Raw genomic sequence first — 21402 nt, 5'->3', positions numbered from 1 at the left:
CGGCGGCAACCGGGACGGGAGGGTCGTCAACCGGCGGAAACCCTCGTAACTGGCCCCCGGCTCCGTCGTAGGGGACCGGGGAGAACGGTCACCTGTACCCAGGGAGGAAGGCCGCGCGCCAGGCCCCCGGCCCCCGCGGCGTCGTCCCGCGCAGCCGCCCCGCGGGATCACGCCACCTACCGGCCCCGGCCCCGGTCTCGGCCTCGGACGTGGCGCCGCGCGGGGCGGCCGTGGCCGCCCGGGCGGCCAGTACGGCGGCCAGGGCCGCGATCTCCTCGGCGGTCGCGTCGCCCCGCATGATCCGCAGGCGCGGCTCCGGCTCGCTCACAGCGGGATGTTCCCGTGCTTCTTGGGCGGCAGCGTGGCCCGTTTGTTCCGCAGGGCCCGCAGCGCCCGGACGATCCGCACCCGCGTGTCCGACGGCCGGATGACCGCGTCGACGTAGCCGCGCTCGGCCGCCAGATAGGGATTGGCGAGGGTGTCCTCATACTCGGCGACGAACCCGGCCCGCGCCGCGTCCGGATCGTCGGCGGCGGCCAGTTCGCGCCGGTAGAGGATGTTGACCGCGCCCTGCGCCCCCATCACCGCGATCTGGGCGGTCGGCCAGGCCAGGTTGACGTCGGCGCCCAGGTGCTTGGACCCCATGACGTCGTACGCCCCGCCGTACGCCTTGCGGGTGATCACCGTCACCAGGGGCACGGTCGCCTCCGCGTACGCGTAGAGCAGCTTGGCCCCGCGCCGGATGATGCCGTTCCACTCCTGGTCGGTGCCGGGGAGGAAACCGGGCACGTCGACAAATGTCAGCACCGGGACGTTGAAGGCATCGCAGGTGCGGACGAACCGGGCGGCCTTCTCCGAGGCGCCGATGTCGAGCGTGCCCGCGAGACTCATGGGCTGGTTGGCCACGACCCCCACCGGGCGGCCCTCCACCCGGCCGAAGCCGACGACGATGTTGGGCGCGTACCCCGCCTGGATCTCCAGGAACTCGCCGTCGTCGAGGACGTGCTCGATCACCGTGAGCATGTCGTACGGCTGGTTGGCCGAGTCGGGGATGAGCGCGTCGAGCTCCCGGTCCGTCTCAGTGATCTCCAGGTCGGCCTCGACGCCGTACGACGGAGCCTCGTCCAGGTTGTTCGACGGCAGGTACGACAGCAGCGCCCGGGCGAACTCCAGGCAGTCCTGCTCGTCGGACGCCTCGTAGTGGGCGACCCCGGAGCGCGAGTTGTGCGTATGTGCGCCGCCCAGTTCCTCGAAGGTCACCTCCTCGCCGGTGACGGTTCTGATGACGTCCGGCCCGGTGATGAACATGTGCGACTTCTCCTGCACCATCAGGACGAAGTCGGTCAGCGCGGGGGAGTAGACGGCGCCGCCCGCGCACGGGCCCATGATCAGGGAGATCTGCGGGATCACACCCGAGGAGTGGACGTTCCGCTTGAAGATCTCCGCGTACAGGCCGAGGGACACCACGCCCTCCTGGATGCGGGCCCCGCCGGAGTCGTTGATGCCGACCACCGGGCAGCCGACCTTCAGCGCGTGGTCCATGACCTTGACGATCTTCTCGCCGAAGACCTCGCCGAGCGATCCGCCGAAGACTGTGAAGTCCTGCGCGAAGACCGCGACCGGGCGGCCGTCGACCGTGCCGTGCCCGGTGACGACCCCGTCGCCGTACGGGCGCTCCCGCTCCAGGCCGAAGCCGGTCGAGCGGTGCCGCGCGAGCTCGTCGAACTCCACGAACGAGCCCTCGTCGAGGAACGCCGTGACCCGCTCGCGGGCCGTCATCTTGCCCTTGGCGTGCTGCCGTTCCACGGCGGGCCGCGAGCCCGCGTGGGCGGCCTCGCCCAGCCGCCGCTCCAGGTCGGCGATCTTGCCGGCGGTCGTGTGGATGTCGATCTCGTGGGCGTCCCGGCTCATGTCGGAAAGGGTAGTCCCGCCCCTCCGTCCGGGGACGAGGGGCGGTCGCGCCGACCGGGGCCGCGGTGAGCCGGCGTCAGGGCTTGCGGGCCACGACGGCGTAGCCCGCCACCTCGGCCGGCGTCCCCCACGGGGTCTCCTCGGGACGCCAGTGGGACATGGAGACGAGGCCGGGCTCCAGCAGTTCCAGCCCGTCGAGCAGCCCGATGATCTCCTCGCGCGTCCGGGGCGAGATCTGCTGCGGCGCCTTCTCGTTCCAGTCCTCGTTGGCCTGGGCGTTGGCCTGGATCGACGACTGGTCGCCGATGTCGAGCGTGGCGTGGGTGAGCACCAGGTAGCTGCCGGAGGGAACGGCGCCGAGCAGCCGGTCCAGGATCGCGCGCGCGTCGCCGTCGTCGCCCACGAAGTGCAGGATGCCGAGCAGCATGATGGCGACCGGACGGCCGTAGTCGAGCGTCTTGGCCGCGGCCTCGATGATCGCCTCGGGCTCGCGGAGGTCGGCGTCGATGTAGTCGACCACGCCCTCGGGGCTGCCGACCAGCAGGGCGTGGGCGTGGACGAGCACCAGGGGATCGTTGTCCACGTAGACGATGCGGGCGTCGGGGGCCACCTGCTGGGCCACCTCGTGCGTGTTGTTCATCGTGGGCAGGCCGGTGCCGATGTCCAGGAACTGGCGGATCCCGGCCTCGCCCGCCAGGTGGCGGACGGCGCGCCCGAGGAACGCGCGGTCGGCCCGCGCGATGTCGCGCATCTGGGGGAAGACGCTGAGGATGCCGTCGGCGGCCGCGCGGTCGGCCGGGAAGTTGTCCTTGCCGCCGAGCAGGTAGTTCCACACCCGTGCGCTCTGCGGCACGTTCGTGTCGATCCTGGAGGACAGCGGCGGGGCCGCGGACGAGTCGGGCTCGGTCATGGGGGGCGCCCTTCTGCCAGCCGTTGCGGACGGACCGGCTCCATCCTACGGAGCGGACCCGGCATGATCCACTGGTCTAGTCCAATGGGTGAGACCGGTATCGGGCGACCGAGCGCGATTCGCTAGCCTTCGAGGCATGGCCGCCATCGCTCCTGCCGAACGACACGACGCCGTCGCGGAGATGCCGGACGAGCTCCGTGCCGACGTACGCCTCCTGGGTGGACTGCTGGGTCAGGTGATCGCCGAGCACGGCGGCGCCGATCTCCTCGCCGACGTCGAACGGCTCCGCAAAGCCGTGATCGCCGCCAGGCGCGGCGAGACGACGGCCGACGAGGTCGCCGGCATGGTCGCCGGGTGGCCGTTGGACCGGGCCGTCCAGATCGCCCGCGCCTTCACCTGCTACTTCCATCTCGCCAATCTCGCGGAGGAGCACTTCCGCGTCCGCGTGCTCCGGCGCAGGGACACCGACACGGTGCCGCTGCGCGAGTCGCTCGCCGAGGCCGTGCAGGCCCTCAGGGGCGACGACAGGCTCCAGGACCTCGTGGACGGGCTGGAGTTCCGGCCGGTCCTCACCGCGCATCCCACCGAGGCCCGGCGCCGGGCCGTCGTCACCGCCATCCAGCGGATCGGCGTCCAGCTTGAGGCGTACAACGCGCCCGGCGGCGGCGCGGCCGAGCGCGAGGAGGCGCACCGGCGGCTGCTGGAGGAGATCGACGTCCTCTGGCGCACCGCGCAGCTCCGGGCGACCAAGCTCGACCCGCTCGACGAGGTGCGCACCGCGATGGCGGCGTTCGACGAGACGCTGTTCCGCACGGTGCCGCAGATCTACCGCTCACTCGACGCCGCGCTCGCCTCGGGCACCGGCACCCGCCCTCCGCTCGCCCGGGCGTTCATCAGGTACGGGAGCTGGATCGGCGGCGACCGGGACGGCAACCCCAACGTCACCGCCAAGGTGACCAGGGAGGCCGTGCAGATCCAGGCCGAGCACGTGCTGATCGCGCTGGAGAGCGCCACCACCCGGATCGGCCGCTCCCTGACGCTCGCCGCGTCGTTCACCCCGCCGTCCGCCGACCTGCGGGCCGCGCTCGCCAAGGCGGAGGGCGATCACCCCGACCTGGTGTCGGAGATGGCCACCCGGTCGCCGCAGGAGCCCCACCGGCAGTGGCTGATGTTCGTGGCGACCCGGCTGGCCGCCACCCGGCGGCGCGACCTCGACCTCGCCTACCGCTCCCCGTCGGAGATGCTCGCCGACCTGAGGCTGGTGCAGGACTCGCTGCGCGGCGCGGGCGCGGCCCGGCAGGCGTACGGCGAGCTGCAGCACCTCGTCTGGCAGGTGGAGACGTTCGGCTTCCACCTGGCCGAGCTGGAGGTCAGGCAGCACTCCGCCGTGCACGCGGCGGCGCTGGAGGAGATCGCCGCGGGCACCCTGTCGGAGCGCACCGAGGAGGTGCTCGCCACCATCCGGGTGATCGGCTGGATCCAGGAGCGGTTCGGCGTCGACGCCTGCTGCCGCTACGTGGTCTCGTTCACCCGTTCGTCCGAGGACGTCGCGGCCGTCTACGAGCTGGCCCGGCACGCGATGGGCGACCGGGCGCCGGTGCTCGACGTCGTGCCGCTCTTCGAGTCCGGTCAGGACCTCGACAACTCCACGGCCGTCCTTGAGGGCATGCTGAAGCTGGAGCCGGTGCGGCGGCGGCTCGCCGCCAACGGCCGGCGCGTCGAGGTCATGCTCGGCTACTCCGACTCGGCCAAGGAGCTCGGCCCGGCCGCGGCGACCCTGCGCCTCTACGACGCCCAGGCGGCCCTGGCGGCCTGGGCCGCCGACAACGACGTGCGGCTGACGCTCTTCCACGGCCGGGGCGGCGCCCTGGGCCGTGGCGGCGGTCCCGCCAACCGCGCCGTGCTCGCCCAGGCCCCCGGGTCGGTGGCGGGCCGCTTCAAGGTCACCGAGCAGGGCGAGGTGATCTTCGCGAGGTACGGCCACTCCGCCATCGCCAAGCGGCACATCGAGCAGGTGACCAACGCGGTGCTGCGCGCCTCGACCTCCGGGGTCGAGTCGAACACGGCCGCCGCCGCGTCCCGCTTCCGCGGGCTGGCCGACCAGGTCGCCTCCTCGTCCGAGCGGGCATACCGGGCGCTGACCGAGGCGCCGGGCTTCCCCGAGTGGTTCGCCCTGGTCAGCCCCCTGGAGGAGATCGGGTCGCTGCGGCTCGGCTCGCGGCCCGCCCGGCGCGGCCTCGGCGCGCCGCGGTCGCTGGACGACCTGCGGGCGATCCCGTGGGTGTTCGCCTGGGCGCAGACCCGGGTCAACCTCCCCGGCTGGTACGGCCTGGGCAGCGGCCTGTCGGCCGCCCTGGAGGCGAGCGGCATCGAGGAGCTGCGCTCGGCCTACCGGGAGTGGCCGCTGTTCGCCGCCATGCTGGACAACGCGGAGATGTCCCTGGCCAAGACCGACCGGGCGATCGCCTCCCGCTACCTGGCCCTGGGCGGGCGGGCCGACTTCGCCGAGCAGGTCCTGGGCGAGTACGACCTCACCAGGAGGATCGTCCTGGAGGTCACCGGGCACAGCAGGCTGCTGGAGAACCGCAGGGTCCTGTCCCGGGCGGTCCAGCTCCGCGACCCGTACGTCGACGCGCTGAGCCACCTGCAGCTGCGGGCCCTGTCCGCGCTGCGGGCGTCCGGCGATCTCAGCTCGGAGGAGCGCGAGAGCCTGTCCACCCTGCTCCTGCTGAGCGTGAACGGCGTCGCCGCCGGCCTGCAGAACACCGGCTGAGCGCGCACCCGCCGCTCCGCCCGCGCCGCGCGTCAGCGGGCGCCGACCCGTTCGGCGCCCGCGTAGACGTTGAAGCGCCCGTCGCGGAGGAACCCGACGAGCGTCATGCCGAACTCCCGCGCGAGGTCGACCGCCAGCGACGACGGGGCCGACACGGCGCAGACGAAGGGGATGCCGGCGGCCAGGGCCTTCTGCATGATCTCGTAGCTGGCCCGGCCGCTCACGACCAGCAGGTGGCGGTCGAGCGGCAGCCGCCCGCCGAGCAGCGACCAACCCACGAGCTTGTCGACGGCGTTGTGCCGCCCCACGTCCTCCCGCGCGCCCACCAGGGCGCCGTCCGGGGTGAACAGCCCCGCGCCGTGCAGCCCGCCGGTCCGGCCGAACACGCCCTGTGCCTTCCGCAGCAGCGCCGGCAGGCCGTGCAGGACCTCGGGGGTGACGGAGGGCCCCGCGCCGGCGACGGCCGCGGCGCGGCGCTGCCGCAACGCGTCGAGGCTGGCCGTCCCGCACACGCCGCAGGCGCTCGACGTCACGAAGTGCCGGTCGAGTGAGGCGAGCTCGGGGAGGGTCGTCCCGTGGAGCCGTACCGTGACCGTGTTGTAGCGCTCCTCCGGCCGCAGGTCACGGTCGGTGCAGTAGCCGATGGCCGCGATGTCGCCCGGCCCGGCGACGCCCTCGCCGTGCAGGAAGCCGGCCGCGAGCTCGAAGTCGGCGCCCGGAGTGCGCATGGTGATCGCGACCGTGCGGCTCTCGCCGCCCGCGAGCAGCCTGATCTCCAGCGGCTCCTCGGTGGCCAGGTCGTCGCGCCGGTCCCGGACGGCGGAGCCGGTGACCTCACGCACCCGCACCCGCGTCACGGGTCCGGGGCGGCGCACGCCTTCGCCGTCCATCACGCATCCTCCTGCCCGCCGCGTCTCGGCACGGGCACACCCTATGCCCGGAGACCTCCCGGAGGACGCCCCGAGAACGCGGCGGCCGCACGCCCGATAACCTGGGCGGGTGTCCGACTCACCGTACGCCGATCTCGACCGCCCGCCGCTGTCGGAGGCGGCGCTCACCCGGGCCCTGGTCCGGCCGGGGGCGCTGTGGTCGTCGATCAGCGTGGTCGCGCGCGCCGGGTCGACCAACGCCGACCTGGCCCAGGCCGCGCGCGAGGGCGCCCGGCAGGGCGCCGTGCTGGTGGCGGAGACGCAGTACGCCGGGCGCGGCCGGCTCGCCCGCGAGTGGACGGCGCCGCCGAGGTCGGGGCTCACGTTCTCGATGCTGTTCGTCCCCGAGACGCCGCCCGCCCGGCAGGGGTGGCTGATGCTGCTCGTGGGACTCGCCGCGGTCACGGCCCTGCGGCGCGTCGCCGAGATCGACATCAGACTCAAGTGGCCCAACGACCTGATCGTGGGCGAGCGCAAGCTGGCCGGGATCCTCGCCGAGCGGGCCGACAGCGCCGTGATCGTGGGCATGGGGCTCAACGTCAGCCTCCGGGCGGACGAACGGCCGGTGGAGCAGGCGACCTCCCTCGCCCTTGAGGACGCCGCGTGCACCGACCGCGACCCCCTGCTGCGCGCCATCCTCCGTGAGGTCGAGTCGCACTACCGCGACTGGGAGGCGGCCGGCGGCGACGCCGAAGCCAGCGGGCTGCGCGCCGCCTACCTGGTCAACTGCGCCACGATCGGGCAGGAGGTCAAGGTGGAGCTGCCGGGTGACCGCACGCTCACGGGGCTCGCGACCGGCGTCGACGCCGACGGCCGCCTGCTGGTGAAGACCGGCGGCGAGGTCCAGGCGCTCGGCGTCGGCGACGTCGTCCACGTCCGGCGCCCCGGGCCGGCCGCCGGGGCGCCGTAACCACCGGTCGGAGCGGGATCGGTCGTGGACATGCGAACGGGCAGCGGACGTGTCACGATTTGCGCCATGGGTCTCCCAGATCACTACCTGACCGAGGGCGAGCGGGTCGTTCTGTCGTTCCACCCGCACTGGAAGCGGCTCATCCTGCCGATCCTCGCCCTCATCGTGGTCGTCGCCGTCGGCGGCGCCGCGATCGTTCTCATACCCGGCGACTACGAGTACGCCGCCTACGCCCGCGGGGCCGTCGCCGTGGTGGCGCTGGTCGCGCTCGTGCTGTGGTCGTTCATCCCCTATCTGAGGTGGCTCACCACCTCGTACACGCTGACCTCCCACCGGTTCGCGATCAGCACCGGCGTCCTCAGCAAGTCGGACGACGACATCCCCCTCGCCAAGGTCAACAGCGTGAGCTCCGACCAGCGGTTCATCGAGCGCTTCCTCGGCTGCGGAACGCTCCGGGTCGAGTCCGCCTCGGAGAAGGGGGAGATCGACTACCGCGACATCCCGAAGATCCAGCTCGTCAGGCAGGAGCTGTTCCGCCTGGTCGAGGATGCCGCCGACGGGGAGATCGACGGCAAATGAGCACGCCGCGGGCCTCGCGCCCGCAGGGGGAGGGGCACGTGGACACTCCCGGGCGCCCGGGGGCCGACGAGATGCGCCGGCTGTTCCTCGGCCCACCCCCCGCGTACACGCGGGCGCAGGTCGCGGAGGCGGCCGGCGTCCCGCCCGACCTCGCGACGCGGATCTGGCGGGCGCTGGGCTTCGCCTCCCTGCCGGACGACGCGGTGGCGTTCAGCGAGGCCGACCTCGCGGCCCTGAGCCGCATCGGCGACCTGCTCGACGAGGCCAGGCTCGACGAGCGCACCCTGATCCGGATGGGCCGGGCGCTCGGCCGGACCACGGCACGGCTCGCCCAGTGGCAGGCCGAGATCATGATCGAGGCGCTGCTCGATCCGCAGGGACGGCCGAGCGACGACGATGTCCGGCGGGTCATGGCCACGGTGAGCCGCCTCATGCCGGACTTCGAGCAGATGCTGGTGCACGTCTGGCGATCGCAGCTCGCCGCGGCGGCCAGCCGCCTCATCTCGCTCACCGAGGTGGGCCAGGAGATGCTGCCCACCCGGCTCACGCTGGCCGTCGGCTTCGCCGACCTGGTGGCCTTCACCCGCGTGTCGCGGGAGCTCGACGAGCTGGCCCTGGCCGACCTCGTCGAGGGTTTCGAGTCCCGGGCCTCCGACGTCATCGCCGCCCACGACGGGCGGCTGGTCAAAACGCTCGGCGACGAGGTGCTTTTCACGACCGGCGACCCGCGCACCGCCGCGCTCGTCGCGCTCGACCTGGTCGAGGAGCTGAAGCTCGACCAGGACGGGCCGGACGTGCGGATCGGCCTGGCCTACGGGCCGGTCCTCCCCGCGATGGGCGACGTGTTCGGCACCACGGTCAACCTCGCGGCCCGGCTCACCGCCATCGCCCGTCCGGGCACGATCGTCGCCGACGCCGGGATGGCCGAAGGCCTCGCCGGGGTGTCCGAGGTCGACCTGGTCAAACTCCGCCGCCGTCCGGCCCGTGGGCTCGGCGTGGTTCAGCCGTATGTTCTCCGTAGGGCCGATCCGGCGCACGCAGCGGCCCGGAGGCCAACCCAGCCGACCGAGAGGTGAGGTGCAGCGCATGCCGTACGAAGTGCAGGGTGTGATCGCCAGAGGAAAGGGCGAGCCCGTCACCCTGGAGACCGTCCTCGTGCCGGATCCGGGGCCGGGGGAGGCGGTCGTCGACATCCGGGCGTGCGGGGTCTGCCACACCGACCTCCACTACCGCGAGGGCGGCATCAACGACGACTTCCCGTTCCTGCTGGGGCACGAGGCCGCGGGGGTCGTCGAGGCCGTGGGCGAGGGCGTCACCGAGGTCGCGCCGGGCGACTTCGTCATCCTCAACTGGCGGGCCGTGTGCGGCGCCTGCCGCGCCTGCCTGCGGGGCCGCCCCTGGTACTGCTTCAACACCCACAACGCGGCGCAGAAGATGACCCTCGCCGACGGCACCGTCCTCAGCCCCGCCCTCGGCATCGGCGCGTTCCTGGAGAAGACGCTCGTGGCGGCCGGCCAGTGCACGAAGGTCGACCCCGCCGCCGAGCCCGCGGTCGCCGGCCTGCTGGGCTGCGGCGTCATGGCGGGCATCGGCGCGGCCATCAACACCGGCGGCGTCACCCGCGGCGACTCGGTCGCCGTGATCGGCTGCGGCGGCGTCGGCGACGCCGCGATCCTCGGGTCGAGCCTCGCCGGCGCGGAAAAGATCATCGCGGTGGACGTGGACGACCGCAAGCTCGCCTGGGCGCGGGACTTCGGCGCCACCCACACGGTCAACTCCCGTGAGAACGACCCGGTGGAGGCGATCCGGGAGCTGACGGGGGGCAACGGCGCCGACGTGGTGATCGAGGCGGTGGGCCGGCCGGAGACCTACCAGCAGGCGTTCTACGCCCGCGACCTCGCCGGGACCGTCGTGCTCGTCGGCGTGCCGACCCCGGAGATGCGGCTGGAGCTTCCGCTGCTCGACGTGTTCGGGCGGGGCGGCGCGCTCAAGTCCTCCTGGTACGGCGACTGCCTGCCGAGCCGCGACTTCCCGATGCTGATCGACCTCTATCTGCAGGGCAGGCTGAACCTCAAGGGCTTCGTCTCCGAGACCATCGGGCTGGGCGACGTCGAGGCGGCGTTCGAGAAGATGCACCGCGGCGAGGTGCTGCGGTCGGTGGTGGTCCTCTAGCCGGGCCTTCCAGCCGGGCCTTCCAGCCTCACGTGCCGCGCCGGTCGCCGCAGGGTGACCGGCGCGGCGCGTGCCGGGGGGCCGGTGTGGCGCGCTTCACATAGGCATGCCTAACATGGATGAGTTACCTTAGGTTTGCCTAACCTACGAAGCTACGGTGAAGCCACTGCGTAGCGACGACGAAGCGATCGAGAGGCCAGCCCCGCATGTATGTCTGCATCTGCCGCGCCGTCACCGAGAGCGAGGTGCACGACTGCATCGCCGAAGGTGCCCGCACCGCCCGCCAGGTGCGCGACGCGACGGGCGCCGGAGGGGACTGCGCCGTCTGCGTGCGGAAGATCTGTGCGATGCTGAAACGGTCGGAAGACCTGGTCACCAGCGCATGAACGAGAGGCCGCCATGCAGGGGGACAAGGAGATCGTCGCGCTGCTCAACGAGCAGCTCACCTCCGAGCTGACCGCCATCAACCAGTACTTCCTGCACGCCAAGCTGCAGGAACACTGGGGATACACGAAGCTCGCCGCCTACACCAGGGCGGAGTCGATGGACGAGATGCGGCACGCCGAGGAGCTGACCGACCGCATCATCTTCCTGGAGGGGCTGCCCAACTACCAGAAGCTGAACACCCTGCACATCGGGCAGACGGTCAGGGAGCAGCTCAGGGCCGACCTCGATCTGGAGATCGCCGTGGTGGGGCGCCTGAAGCCCGGCATCGCGCTCATGCGCGAGCGGGGCGACGTCACGTCCGCCACGATCTTCGAGCGGATCCTCGCCGACGAGGAACACCACATCGACTACCTGGAGAGCGAGCTGGGTCTCCTCGAGAGCCTCGGCGAGCAGCTCTACCTCCAGCGTTACGCCGAGCCTCCGTCGGCCGGCTGACCCTCCTCGCTCGGCTCCCGCCGTCCGGGCTTCTACCGGGCGGCTCGGCGCCGCGGCGCCGAGCGACCCGATCACGCCACGATCACGTGGTGTCGCTGCCGTGTCCACGGAGACTCCGAGCCGTATGATCACCACGCGGCCACGGGGCCGGGCGGTCACGCCCGCCGCCCGCCACGACGCGGCGGTGTCGCGCCGCCCACTTCGCGCCTAAATCTGTCCTAGATATGGCCTAAGCCGGGTTGTGCCGCATATTCAAGGAATGCTGCGTATATCCGGCCCCTTGCGTGATGACTATCCCGGATTTATCAGTGTTTGCCCAGGTAAATTGATGGGTCAACGACAAGTCAAACTGCACGCTGTACCGGGGAAACGATCGCTTAAGGTCCTACGATCGCATTCATGACCTGCGTACTTCTCGCCGAGGATGACACCTCGATATCCGAGCCGCTGGCGCGCGCTTTGCGCCGGGAGGGCTACCAGGTGGAGGTGAGCCCTGATGGCCCGCAGGCCCTTGAGAGGGCCCTGTCGGGGGGCGTCGACCTGATAGTTCTCGACCTCGGCCTGCCAGAGATGGACGGGCTGGAGGTGGCTCGCCGCATCAGAGCGGAGGGGCACGGGACCCCGGTCCTGATCCTCACCGCGCGCGTCGACGAAGTCGACACCGTCGTCGGCCTGGACGCCGGCGCGGACGACTACGTGACCAAGCCGTTCCGCCTCGCCGAACTGCTCGCCCGGGTGCGGGCGCTGCTGCGCCGCGGAACGTCGGAGACCCCGGTCGTGCAGGGCGTCCGCATCGACGCCGACTCGCGCCGGGCGTGGATGGGAGACAAGGAGCTACACCTGACCACCAAGGAGTTCGACCTGCTCCGCGTGCTCGTACGTGACGCCGGGAAGGTCGTCACCCGCGAGCAGATCATGCGCGAGGTGTGGGACACGAACTGGTGGGGGTCCACGAAGACACTCGACATGCACATCTCGTGGTTGCGCCGCAAGCTGGGCGACGACGCCGCCAAGCCGCGGTACATCACGACCGTCCGAGGGGTCGGCTTCCGTTTCGAGCGCGAGTAGACCGCCGTGGGGCGGACATCGGGGAGGAGCTAGCACGTGCGCCGGCGCCTGCTGTCCTCCATGCTGCTCGTGGCGGTCATCGCCGTTCTCCTGTTAGGCGTGCCCCTCGCGGTCGTCGTCGTCCGCCTGATAAACGACGAGGCCGCCCAGGAGCTCAGAACAGACGCGAACCGCCTGCTCATCGGGGTGGAGTACGCCGTCAGCCAGCAGCAGGCGATCAACCCGGAGCAACTCGCGAAAAACTACCCGGACCTCTTCCTACAGGTGTACGTCCGGGGCACCCCGCCGATCGTCGTCGGCACACCGCCGCCGCCCGCCCGGGAGCTGACCGAGGAGGGACGTTCGGAGAACGGCTATGTGCTGGTGAGCCGCGACGCGGGGCAGATCCGGCAGGACATCCAGGCGCGGTTAGTGCTCACCATCGCGCTGGGAGTCGTCGCGCTCGGCGCCGCGATCGGGCTGGCGACCGTGACGTCGCGCCGCCTGAGCCTGCCGCTCCTCGACCTCACCAAGCTCGCGGAGCGGCTGGGCTCGGGCGACGCCAGGCCCAGCAGGCGCCGCTACGGCATCCCGGAGCTCGACCTGGTCGCCGAGGTCCTCGACCGCAGCGCGCTGCGCATCTCCGATCTGCTGGCCAGGGAGCGGGAGTTCGCCACCGACGCCTCCCACCAGCTCCGCACGCCGCTCACCGGCCTGACGATGCGGCTGGAGGAGATCGTCGGGGCCGCCCACGAGCCCCGGGTGGTCCGGGAGGAGGGTGAGGCCGCGATCGTGCAGGTCGAGCGGCTCACCGCGGTCATCGACGAGTTGCTCGCCGCGGCGCGGCGGCAGCGGCACGCGCAGGCTGCGCCGATCGACGTCGACGACGTCCTCGGACAGCAGATCACCGAATGGGAGCCGGCGTTCCGCCGGGCGCAGCGCTCGCTGGTGCTCGTCGGCGACCGGGGTCTTTCCGCCCTCGGCACGACCGGCGGGCTCAGTCAGGTGCTGTCCACCCTGCTGGAGAACTCGCTCAAGCACGGCGGAGGCGCGCTCACGATCAACACGTCGAGCACGGACCGGTCGATCGTGATCGAGGTGGCCGACGAGGGGCCGGGCATTCCCGACACGCTCGGCCAGAAGGTCTTCGAACGCAGCGTGAGCGGCGCGGGCGGGACGGGTCTTGGGCTGACGCTCGCCCGGGCCCTGGTCGCGGCCGACGGGGGACGGCTTGAGCTGGTCAAACGCCGTCCCGCCACGTTCGCGATCTTCCTCCGGCAGGTGACCGACAGCCACCGCCACCGCGTCGTCAGCGGTCCCGCGTGAGCCCGGCGAGAGCCGGTCTCAGCGGGTCGCCTGGGCGTGGACGTCGCCGATGCCGTCAACGCCGGGGGCGGCGGGGATCTCCGGCGCGGCCAGGAAGACCCACTTCTTGTACGACCAGAAGCGGAAGATCGTGCCAAGGACCAGGCCGATGACCTGGGCGATGTTGTAGCTCAGCACGTCGTGCAGCTGGAGCGAGTAGGACACGAAGCCGATCACGATCAGCGAGATGAACAGACCGATGCCGTTCAGCAGGAAGAACAGGATGTACTCCCGTGCCACACCGGACTGCTCGCGGTGCCGGAACGTCCACCACCGGTTGCCGAGATAGGCCACGGTCGCGGCGACGGTGGTGGCCAGGGCCTTGGAGCTGAGCGGGCCCAACTCCACCCCGAAACGCAGCAGGTTGGTGCCACCGAAGTCGATCACGAATGCGACGGCGCCCACGATGCCGAACTTCAACAACTCGTGGACGAGCGCGGCGAACCGCTCGTAGGAGCGTAGGAGAAACTGCACGTCCCGTACGGTCCTTCCCTATCGGCGGCGATGTCCTCCCAGGCTACCGGTAGGAGGGGCGGATAGTGCTGATACGGGCTCCAGGCCGCGTTTCGTCCCAGGTCACCAAAGAACATTTCACGAAATATCAGCCTGTAACGGGAAACTACGGACGAGTAGCCACTACGCTCTCGCCAACCAGGACCGTCGGTCCCGGCAGCTGCGTTGTCCTCGAGAGGTCCCTGACGTGCTGCGCAGAATCACCGCCGCCGCCCTCGGTCTCGCCCTGCTGTCGGGCTGCGGGGGCGAGAACGCGAGCGCCACCCCCGCCGCCTCCGGCGACGGACGCCCGGCGCCGTCCGCCACGGCCGCCGCCACCGTGACCCAGGCCGACGTCGACGCCGCGTTCGACGGCCTGAAGACGCTGGAGAACGCCTGGAAACAGCGGGACTGCGCGGCCATCGCGATGCTGACGACCTGGGTGGAGGGCACTCTGGGCGACCGGATCTGCGCGGCGGCCCGCGACGGCCGCCCGGCTCCGGGCTTCACGCGCTACACCGACCCGGAGCTCGTCCCGCCCGCCGCGGAGCTGGACGACTCGGGCGACGGCCGCTGGTTCGCCGTGCTGGCCCGGCATCCGAGCCCCGCCTACTTCGTGTTCGTCCGGGCGGGCGGGCGCTGGCGCCTCGGCGCCGGGCCCATCCCGGTCGTGGGCGACGCGCCCGCGCCGGACGACGTGGAGGCGGGCGCCGGCTCAGGCGGCGATGCCGCTGCCGACTCGGGTGCCGCCCTGCGGGCACGGCTCGTGCCCACGCGGCACGTGGCGTTCCTGACCGACCCGGCCAACGTCGGCGGGGTGAAGATCGCCGCGCACGACCCCGTCCGCGCCCTGATGAGCGAGCTCGTCCGCGCTCCCGCCCGGGCCCGTCCCGACCGGCTCTCGGTCGACGTCCAGCTGGAGGGCGAGCCTCGCGCGATCGCCCTGCCGGACGGGGCCGCGCTCGTCTTCCACGCGCTGCGCGTCGTCACCAGCCAGAGGCCCGGCCAGGGCCACTCGACGCTGACCCACCCCCGCTACGGCGCGGCCGACGTGCGCGCCTTCACCGGCGGGAGCGCCGCCGCGGGCATGACCGGCAGCGAGCTGGTGCTGCTCGCCACCAAGGTCACCGCCGGCAACGTGATGAGCACGGTCGCCATCCGCCGATCGCTCGCCGACATCACCCCCGGCACGTCGGGCTAGCGGGGACGGCTCCGGGCCGGCCGCCCGCGGGCCCCGTGGCGGCCGTACCGATCGGAATCGGTAGGCTGACGTGTCGTGAACAGGCCGAACGTTCCCCCTACTCGCTCCGTGACCGCCCCGGTGGTGGGCATGGTCGGCGCGGGCCAGCTCGCCCGGATGACCCAGCAGGCCGCGATCGCGCTCGGCGTCGACCTGCGCGTTCTGGCCGGGGCCAGAGACGAGAGCGCCGCGAAGGTCATCGTCGACACCCGGCTGGGCGACTACCGCGACCTCGCCGATCTCAGGGAGTTCGCCAAGGGCTGCGACGCCGTCACCTTCGATCATGAGCACGTGCCGACCGAGCACATCCGCGCCCTGATCGCCGAGGGCCACTCGGTGCACCCCGGCGCGGACGCGCTGGTTCACGCCCAGGACAAGGCCGCCATGCGTGAGCGGCTGACCGCGATCGGCGTCCCGTGTCCCGCCTGGACGCGCGTCTCGGCCCTCGCCGACGTGACGGAGTTCGCCGACCGGCACGGCTGGCCCGTCGTCCTCAAGGCGGTCCGCGGCGGGTACGACGGCCGCGGCGTGTGGGTCTGCTCGACACCGGACGAGGCGCGTGAGGCGCTCGCCACGGGCGTCGCGCTGCTCGCCGAGGCGTTCGTGCCGTTCGAACGCGAGCTCGCCGTGCTGGTGGCCCGCTCGCCGCACGGCCAGGGGGTGAGCTACCCGGTCGTGGAGACCGTGCAGCAGGACGGCATCTGCGTGGAGGTCATCGCGCCCGCGCCCGACCTGTCCGGGGAGGACGCCGCCACGGCCCAGAACATCGCGCTCACGATCGCCCGGGCGCTCGGCGTCACGGGGCTGCTCGCGGTCGAGATGTTCGCCACCTCCACGGGCCTGGTCGTCAACGAGCTGGCCATGCGCCCCCACAACAGCGGCCACTGGACCATCGAGGGCGCCCGCACCTCGCAGTTCGAGCAGCACCTGCGGGCCGTGCTCAACCTGCCGCTGGGTTCGCCGTCGCTCGCCGCGCCCGTGGTCGTCATGGCCAACCTGCTCGGCGGGCCCGACCCTGACGTCTACTCGCGCTACGAGCACGTCATGGCCAACGACCCCGGCATCAAGATCCACTTCTACGGCAAGGACGTGCGGCCGGGCCGCAAGATCGGGCACGTCACCGCCCTCGGCACCGACCTCGACGAGGTCAGGGCCCGCGCCCACCACGCCGTCACCTGCCTGAGAGGACCCCTGAATGCCTGACGTCGGGATCGTCATGGGCAGCGACTCGGACTGGCCGGTCATGCGGCTCGCCGCCGAGGCGCTGGCCGAGTTCGGCGTGCCGTTCGAGGCCGACGTCGTCTCGGCGCACCGCATGCCCGCCGAGATGATCGAGTACGGCTCCCGCGCCGCGGCCCGCGGCCTGAAGGTGATCATCGCGGGGGCCGGGGGAGCCGCCCACCTGCCCGGGATGCTGGCCTCGGTCACGCCGCTGCCGGTGATCGGCGTGCCGGTGCCGCTGAAATACCTGGACGGGATGGACTCCCTGCTGTCCATCGTCCAGATGCCCGCGGGCGTTCCCGTGGCGACCGTGGCCGTCGGCGGCGCCCGCAACGCGGGGCTGCTCGCCGTACGGATCCTGGCCGCGTCGGACGAGGGGCTGCGGCGGCGGATGGAGGAGTTCCAGGCCGCGCTCAAGGATCAGGCGTACGCGAAGGGCGAGCGGCTGCGCGTGGAGGTGGCCGGGATGCCCGGCGCCGCCGTCACCGAGCGGTCGTGACTCTGCGGCGGCGGGGGATTCCTCCCCGCCGCCATGACGTCTTCCCCCACGGGCCGCTGAAGCAGGCCGTTGAAGCAGGCCGTTGACCGTCAGGGACGGCCGAGCGCCCGGTAGTGCCAGCCGGCGCAGCGCCAGACCTCCGCGTCGAGCGCGTTCCGGCCGTCCACCAGGTTGCGCGCCGCGACGACGGCGCCCAGCTCCTCCGGGTCGAGCGAGACGAACTCCTGCCACTCGGTGAGCAGCAGCACCACGTGGGCGTCGCGGGCGGCCTCAAGGGCGCTGCCCGCGTAATCGAGCTCGGGATGGGCGACCCGCGCGTTGTCCAGCGCCGCGGGGTCGTAGATCGTGACCTTGGCGCCCTGGCGGGCGATGGCCGCGGCCACGTCCAGCGCGGGGGAGTCGCGGATGTCGTCCGAGTTGGGTTTGAAGGCCGCGCCCAGCACGGTCACCCTGCGGCCGTCGAAGGACCCGCCCAGCAGCTCGCGGGCCAGGTCGCCGGCACGGGTGCGGCGGCGCAGGTTGATCGCGTCGACCTCGCGGAGGAAGCCGAGCGCCTGCCCGGCGCCCAGCTCGTCGGCCCGCGCCATGAACGCCCGGATGTCCTTGGGCAGGCACCCGCCGCCGAAGCCGAGCCCCGCGTTGAGGTATTTGCCGCCGATCCGCTCGTCGAACGACAGGGACTGCGAGAGCTGCCTGACGTCCGCCCCGGCGGTCTCGCACAGCTCGGCCATGGCGTTGATGAACGAGATCTTCGTGGCCAGGAAGGCGTTCGCCGCCGTCTTGACCAGCTCGGCCGTCGGGTAGTCGGTCACCACGATGGGCACCTCGCCCAGCGGCCCGTACACGTCGCGCAGGATCTTCTCGGCCCGCTCGGAGGCGACGCCCAGCACGATGCGGTCGGGGCGGAGCGTGTCCTGGACGGCGAAGCCCTCACGCAGGAACTCGGGGTTCCAGGCCAGCTCGACCCGCTGGCCGGCCGGCGAGAGCCGTACGAGCTTGTCGGCGAGCCGCTGCGCGGTGCCGACGGGGACCGTCGACTTGCCGACCACCAGGCATTCGCGATCGAGGTGGGGAGCCAGCGACTCCACCACCGAGTCGAGATAGGAGACGTCGGCCGCGTACCCGTCCTTGATCTGGGGAGTGCCCACACAGATGAAATGGACGTCCCCGAAGTGGGCCGCCTCCTCGAAGGAGGTGGTGAAACGCAGCCGGCCGGACTCCAGGTTGCGCTGGAGCAGCTCCTCCAGCCCGGGCTCGTGGATCGGCAGTTCGCCGCGCCGCAAGCGCTCGATCTTGCTGTGGTCCACGTCCAGACCGAGCACCTCGAAGCCCAGTTCGGCCATGCACGCCGCGTGCGTGGCACCCAGATAACCGGTCCCCAGCACGGTGAGGCGGTACGGCACGGCACGCTCCCCTCTTACCGACTCTTTGTGATCTGGCATGGTACCGGGCCGGTCAAATGCCCGCTCAACCACCTGGACAAACCTGCCACTGCCCCACCGTACGATCGTCATTCACGCTGGTCGAGAGCCGTTCGTCCCGAGTGCTCAGTCATGTGGCCTGTCAGGAAGGCGGAGCGCCGTACCGGCTGGTAACTAAGTCCTGGGAAGTCCTAGTATCGCGCTATGAGCTTCCCTCTCTACGCGCCCGGGGAGGAGCACGACATGCTCCGCGAGACGGTCCGGGCCCTCGCCGACGAGAAGATCGCCCCGCGTGCCGCCGCCGCCGACGAGAACGAGGAGTTCCCCTGGGAGGTCTACAAGGACCTCGTCGCCGCCGACCTGCACGCCGTCCACGTCCCCGAGGAGTACGGCGGGGCGGGCGCCGACGCCCTGGCGACGGTGATCGTCATCGAGGAGGTGGCCCGTGCGTGCGCGTCGTCCTCGCTCATCCCGGCCGTTAACAAGCTCGGCACCGTGCCGCTGCTGCTGTCGGCGTCCGAGGAGCTCAAACAGCGCTACCTGCCGCCCGTCGCCCGCGGCGACGCGATGTTCTCGTACGCGCTGAGCGAGCCGGAGGCCGGCTCCGACGCCGCCGCCATGAAGACGCGGGCCGTGGCCGACGGTGACCACTATGTGCTGAACGGCACCAAAATGTGGATCACCAACGCCGGCGTCTCCGAGTACTACACGGTCATGGCCGTCACCGAGCCCTCGGCGGGCGCCCGCGGCATCTCGGCGTTCGTCGTGGAGAAGGACGACGAAGGCGTCTCCTTCGGTGCGAAGGAGAAGAAGCTCGGCATCAAGGGCTCGCCCACCCGCCAGGTCATCCTGGAGAACGTGCGCATCCCGGCGTCCCGCATGATCGGCGAGCCGGGCACCGGCTTCCGCACCGCCCTCGCCACACTCGACCACACCCGGATCACCATCGCCGCCCAGGCGCTCGGCATCGCCCAGGGCGCTCTCGACTACGCCATCGGGTACGTCAAGGAGCGCCGGCAGTTCGGCAAGCCGATCGCCGAGTTCCAGGGCCTGCAGTTCATGATCTCCGACATGGCCATGAAGCTGGAGGCGGCCCGCCAGCTCACCTACGCCGCCGCCGCCAAGTCGGAGCTCGCCATGCACGGCACCCGCGTCAAGGACCTGACGTTCTTCTCCAGCGCCGCCAAGTGCGCCGCCTCGGACGCCGCGATGGAGATCACCACCGACGCCGTCCAGCTCCTCGGCGGCTACGGCTACACCCGCGACTACCCGGTCGAACGCATGATGCGCGACGCCAAGATCACCCAGATCTACGAGGGCACCAACCAGATCCAGCGCATGGTCATGGCCCGCCAGCTCCTCAAGTAACCCCTGACCTGCGGTAGCCCCGCCTGCCGCACTCGGGAGGCGGGGTGCGTCATGTCCGATTCGGAGCCTCTAAAAGATCTTGTTCCGTGGCTGTTCCGTGAGAGCTGCCGAACGCGTTTGGCTGTGATCGTCAACGACCATCAGCGGGACGCGCCCGCGCTCACCCAGGGTGACCATCTGTAGTCACGAAAAGCGAAGAGCCACCGGGCGGGTTTCGTCGCCGGTGGCTCGTGTACTTTCCAGGCGCTACCCCGTGGCGACCTGGTCGCCGGAGACGGCGCGGGGACGGAACAGGCGGTCGTCGATGGCCTTGCGGGCTCGGTCGTGGGAGCCGGGCATCATTGGGCGTACACCCGGAGCGTGAAGCCGGGGTCGGCGTGGCCGAGATACTCGGCGAGTTCCTTGATTGAGACGCCGCCGGCCAGCATGACGCTGGCGTAGTAGTGCCGGAGCTGGTGGAGGCCTTCTCTCCGTGAGGTGGTGAACCGCTTCCTGGCACGAGCGTCCTTCTCAGCGGCCGGGATGACGTTGGCAAGGACGAGGGCGGGCTTCCAGACGAGTTCGCTGTAGCCGCGCGCCCGGACGAACTTGTCGTCGGTCCAGCGGAACAGCAGGTTGTGCGTTCTGAGCTTGCCGTTCGGCTTCTCCCAGGGGAGCGAGCAGACCAGCGGCGAATGTGCCTTCACATGACGCTGAATAGCCTCAGCGGCCCACAGGGGGAGCGGCACGACGCGTTCCCGGTCGTTCTTCGGCAGCGCATAGACGTGGTCAGCGCCCAGCTTCTTAATCTGTCGGCGGACCCGGATTACCTGCTCGTCGAAATCGACGTCTTCTAGGGCGAGGCCGAAGAGTTCTCCCTGGCGGAGGCCGCAGGACGCTGCGATCAACGGGACCAGCCGGAAGAGATCGGGGTGAGCGTGAATCACCGCATGGACACGCTCGTCCGACCAAGCAATCAGCTCTTCTCCCGTGCGCTTCGGTACCTGTACGACCGGCGATCGCGCCGGGTTCTTCTTGATCGCCTCGTCCGCGACGGCCAACTCCAGCACTCCTTGCAGAACAAGGAAGGACGTCTCGATCGTCGACGGCCCGTAGCGCTCGTTCAGGTTGCTGATCCATGCCTGGATATGCGAGGGAAGGATGCTCTTCACCTGGCGCCGGTCGAAGGTTGGGGCGACATAGAGGCGGTATATGTACTCGTAGCGGATCTTCGTTGATGGGTCGACGATGCGGGAGTCCAGCCAGCGAGCAGCGAAGTCGGCGAAGAGCGCCTTGCCGGCCTTCGGGTCGATGTAGTCGCCCCGGCTGACGTCCGTCTCCATGGACGACGCCTTCTTCTCAGCGTCGGCCTTCCGCTCGAATGCGGCCGAGACCTCCTTCCCGTCGGGATCGAGCCAGACGGCGAGCCAGCGCTTGCCCACGCCGTACCGCCTGGTCTTGACCTTCTCCGTCCTCCCATCCGGGTGGCGGACAGTCTTGGTCCAAAGGTCCTTGACGAAGGCCATCGGCTACTCCTGCTCGCGGACCCAGGCCATGACGTCCTCGGGCAGGTAGCGCGGGGCTGTACAAACAACGGTGTAACTCCTGATCAAGGAGACACCTGTGACGAGTACGGTGATCCAGCAGTCTGAGGCGCTGGACCTGGAGGACACCGCGGTGGCGCGGAAAGAGCATGATGCGTCG

At 71.2% G+C, this 21402-nt stretch carries 20 protein-coding genes; 13 read left to right on the top strand and 7 right to left on the bottom strand.

Annotated features, from left to right (window positions below):
* Positions 1-88: 88 nt before the first annotated feature.
* The 3 genes from JOL79_RS12910 to JOL79_RS12900 all read right to left on the bottom strand — a co-directional run bounded on the left by JOL79_RS12910 (position 89) and on the right by JOL79_RS12900 (position 2821).
* Positions 89-328 carry an acyl-CoA carboxylase epsilon subunit gene (locus JOL79_RS12910; protein ID WP_307848505.1) on the bottom strand — a complete coding sequence of 80 codons (240 nt, stop codon included), beginning with the start codon at positions 326-328 and terminating at the stop codon, positions 89-91.
* Positions 325-1911, bottom strand: coding sequence for an acyl-CoA carboxylase subunit beta (locus tag JOL79_RS12905; protein ID WP_210156029.1), 1587 nt, complete (start codon positions 1909-1911; stop codon positions 325-327). Before JOL79_RS12905 ends, JOL79_RS12910 begins: the two co-directional genes overlap by 4 nt.
* A 76-nt stretch (positions 1912-1987) precedes the next feature.
* Positions 1988-2821, bottom strand: coding sequence for an SAM-dependent methyltransferase (locus JOL79_RS12900; protein WP_210156028.1), 834 nt, complete (start codon positions 2819-2821; stop codon positions 1988-1990).
* A 136-nt stretch (positions 2822-2957) separates the two neighbouring features.
* Here JOL79_RS12900 and JOL79_RS12895 point away from each other — a divergent pair, with 136 nt between their 5' ends.
* Positions 2958-5594, top strand: coding sequence for a phosphoenolpyruvate carboxylase (locus tag JOL79_RS12895; protein ID WP_210156027.1), 2637 nt, complete (start codon positions 2958-2960; stop codon positions 5592-5594).
* A 32-nt stretch (positions 5595-5626) separates the two neighbouring features.
* Here JOL79_RS12895 and fdhD read toward each other — a convergent pair whose 3' ends face one another.
* A complete protein-coding gene (gene fdhD / locus JOL79_RS12890) occupies positions 5627-6484 on the bottom strand; it encodes a formate dehydrogenase accessory sulfurtransferase FdhD (protein ID WP_210156026.1) in 858 nt (285 codons plus the stop codon).
* A gap of 109 nt (positions 6485-6593) precedes the next feature.
* On the opposite strand from fdhD, the gene JOL79_RS12885 reads away from it, so the two are divergent.
* The 8 genes from JOL79_RS12885 to JOL79_RS12850 all read left to right on the top strand — a co-directional run bounded on the left by JOL79_RS12885 (position 6594) and on the right by JOL79_RS12850 (position 13439).
* A complete protein-coding gene (locus JOL79_RS12885) occupies positions 6594-7433 on the top strand; it encodes a biotin--[acetyl-CoA-carboxylase] ligase (protein ID WP_210156025.1) in 840 nt (279 codons plus the stop codon).
* Between the two features lie 66 nt (positions 7434-7499).
* Complete coding sequence (locus tag JOL79_RS12880) at positions 7500-8012, top strand: PH domain-containing protein (protein WP_210156024.1); 513 nt, start codon at positions 7500-7502, stop codon at positions 8010-8012.
* Positions 8009-9088 (top strand): adenylate/guanylate cyclase domain-containing protein, encoded by a 1080-nt coding sequence (locus JOL79_RS12875; RefSeq protein ID WP_210156023.1) that lies wholly within the window; start codon positions 8009-8011, stop codon positions 9086-9088. Before JOL79_RS12880 ends, JOL79_RS12875 begins: the two co-directional genes overlap by 4 nt.
* Positions 9089-9098: 10 nt before the next feature.
* The gene (locus JOL79_RS12870) at positions 9099-10184 is read left to right on the top strand and encodes an S-(hydroxymethyl)mycothiol dehydrogenase (protein WP_210156022.1); all 1086 of its coding nucleotides are present in this window, start codon (positions 9099-9101) and stop codon (positions 10182-10184) included.
* Between the two features lie 206 nt (positions 10185-10390).
* Positions 10391-10570 carry a (2Fe-2S)-binding protein gene (locus JOL79_RS12865; RefSeq protein WP_210156021.1) on the top strand — a complete coding sequence of 60 codons (180 nt, stop codon included), beginning with the start codon at positions 10391-10393 and terminating at the stop codon, positions 10568-10570.
* Positions 10571-10583: 13 nt separating this feature from the next.
* On the top strand, positions 10584-11066 hold the full coding sequence (bfr, locus tag JOL79_RS12860) for a bacterioferritin (RefSeq protein WP_210156020.1): 483 nt from the start codon (positions 10584-10586) through the stop codon (positions 11064-11066).
* Between the two features lie 399 nt (positions 11067-11465).
* Complete coding sequence (locus JOL79_RS12855; RefSeq protein WP_030451323.1) at positions 11466-12134, top strand: response regulator transcription factor; 669 nt, start codon at positions 11466-11468, stop codon at positions 12132-12134.
* Between the two features lie 36 nt (positions 12135-12170).
* Complete coding sequence (locus tag JOL79_RS12850; protein WP_210156019.1) at positions 12171-13439, top strand: sensor histidine kinase; 1269 nt, start codon at positions 12171-12173, stop codon at positions 13437-13439.
* 18 nt (positions 13440-13457) lie between these two features.
* Here the strand turns inward: JOL79_RS12850 and JOL79_RS12845 are convergent, their stop codons facing one another.
* Positions 13458-13952: a GtrA family protein gene (locus JOL79_RS12845; RefSeq protein ID WP_210156018.1), complete on the bottom strand. Its 495-nt coding sequence runs from the start codon at positions 13950-13952 to the stop codon at positions 13458-13460.
* A gap of 226 nt (positions 13953-14178) precedes the next feature.
* Between JOL79_RS12845 and JOL79_RS12840 the strand changes: the two genes are divergently transcribed.
* From JOL79_RS12840 to purE, 3 genes are all read left to right on the top strand, one after another.
* Positions 14179-15171 (top strand): hypothetical protein, encoded by a 993-nt coding sequence (locus JOL79_RS12840; RefSeq protein ID WP_210156017.1) that lies wholly within the window; start codon positions 14179-14181, stop codon positions 15169-15171.
* A gap of 108 nt (positions 15172-15279) precedes the next feature.
* Complete coding sequence (locus tag JOL79_RS12835) at positions 15280-16413, top strand: 5-(carboxyamino)imidazole ribonucleotide synthase (protein WP_307848504.1); 1134 nt, start codon at positions 15280-15282, stop codon at positions 16411-16413.
* Entirely contained in the window at positions 16406-16930 is a 525-nt protein-coding gene (purE, locus tag JOL79_RS12830; protein ID WP_210156015.1) for a 5-(carboxyamino)imidazole ribonucleotide mutase, read from the top strand. The genes JOL79_RS12835 and purE overlap by 8 nt, the downstream gene beginning before the upstream one ends.
* A gap of 89 nt (positions 16931-17019) precedes the next feature.
* Here the strand turns inward: purE and JOL79_RS12825 are convergent, their stop codons facing one another.
* Positions 17020-18372: a UDP-glucose dehydrogenase family protein gene (locus JOL79_RS12825; protein WP_230984720.1), complete on the bottom strand. Its 1353-nt coding sequence runs from the start codon at positions 18370-18372 to the stop codon at positions 17020-17022.
* Positions 18373-18555: 183 nt separating this feature from the next.
* Between JOL79_RS12825 and JOL79_RS12820 the strand changes: the two genes are divergently transcribed.
* Entirely contained in the window at positions 18556-19719 is a 1164-nt protein-coding gene (locus JOL79_RS12820) for an acyl-CoA dehydrogenase family protein (protein ID WP_210156013.1), read from the top strand.
* Between the two features lie 338 nt (positions 19720-20057).
* Here the strand turns inward: JOL79_RS12820 and JOL79_RS12815 are convergent, their stop codons facing one another.
* Positions 20058-21224 carry a tyrosine-type recombinase/integrase gene (locus tag JOL79_RS12815; protein WP_210156012.1) on the bottom strand — a complete coding sequence of 389 codons (1167 nt, stop codon included), beginning with the start codon at positions 21222-21224 and terminating at the stop codon, positions 20058-20060.
* Between the last annotated feature and the right edge of the window lie 178 nt (positions 21225-21402).

Source organism: Microbispora oryzae, assembly GCF_017896165.1.
In the GTDB taxonomy this organism is placed as follows: domain Bacteria; phylum Actinomycetota; class Actinomycetes; order Streptosporangiales; family Streptosporangiaceae; genus Microbispora; species Microbispora oryzae.
The sequence above is the reverse complement of the archived record's forward strand: the minus strand, read 5'-3'. Positions and strand labels throughout refer to the sequence as shown.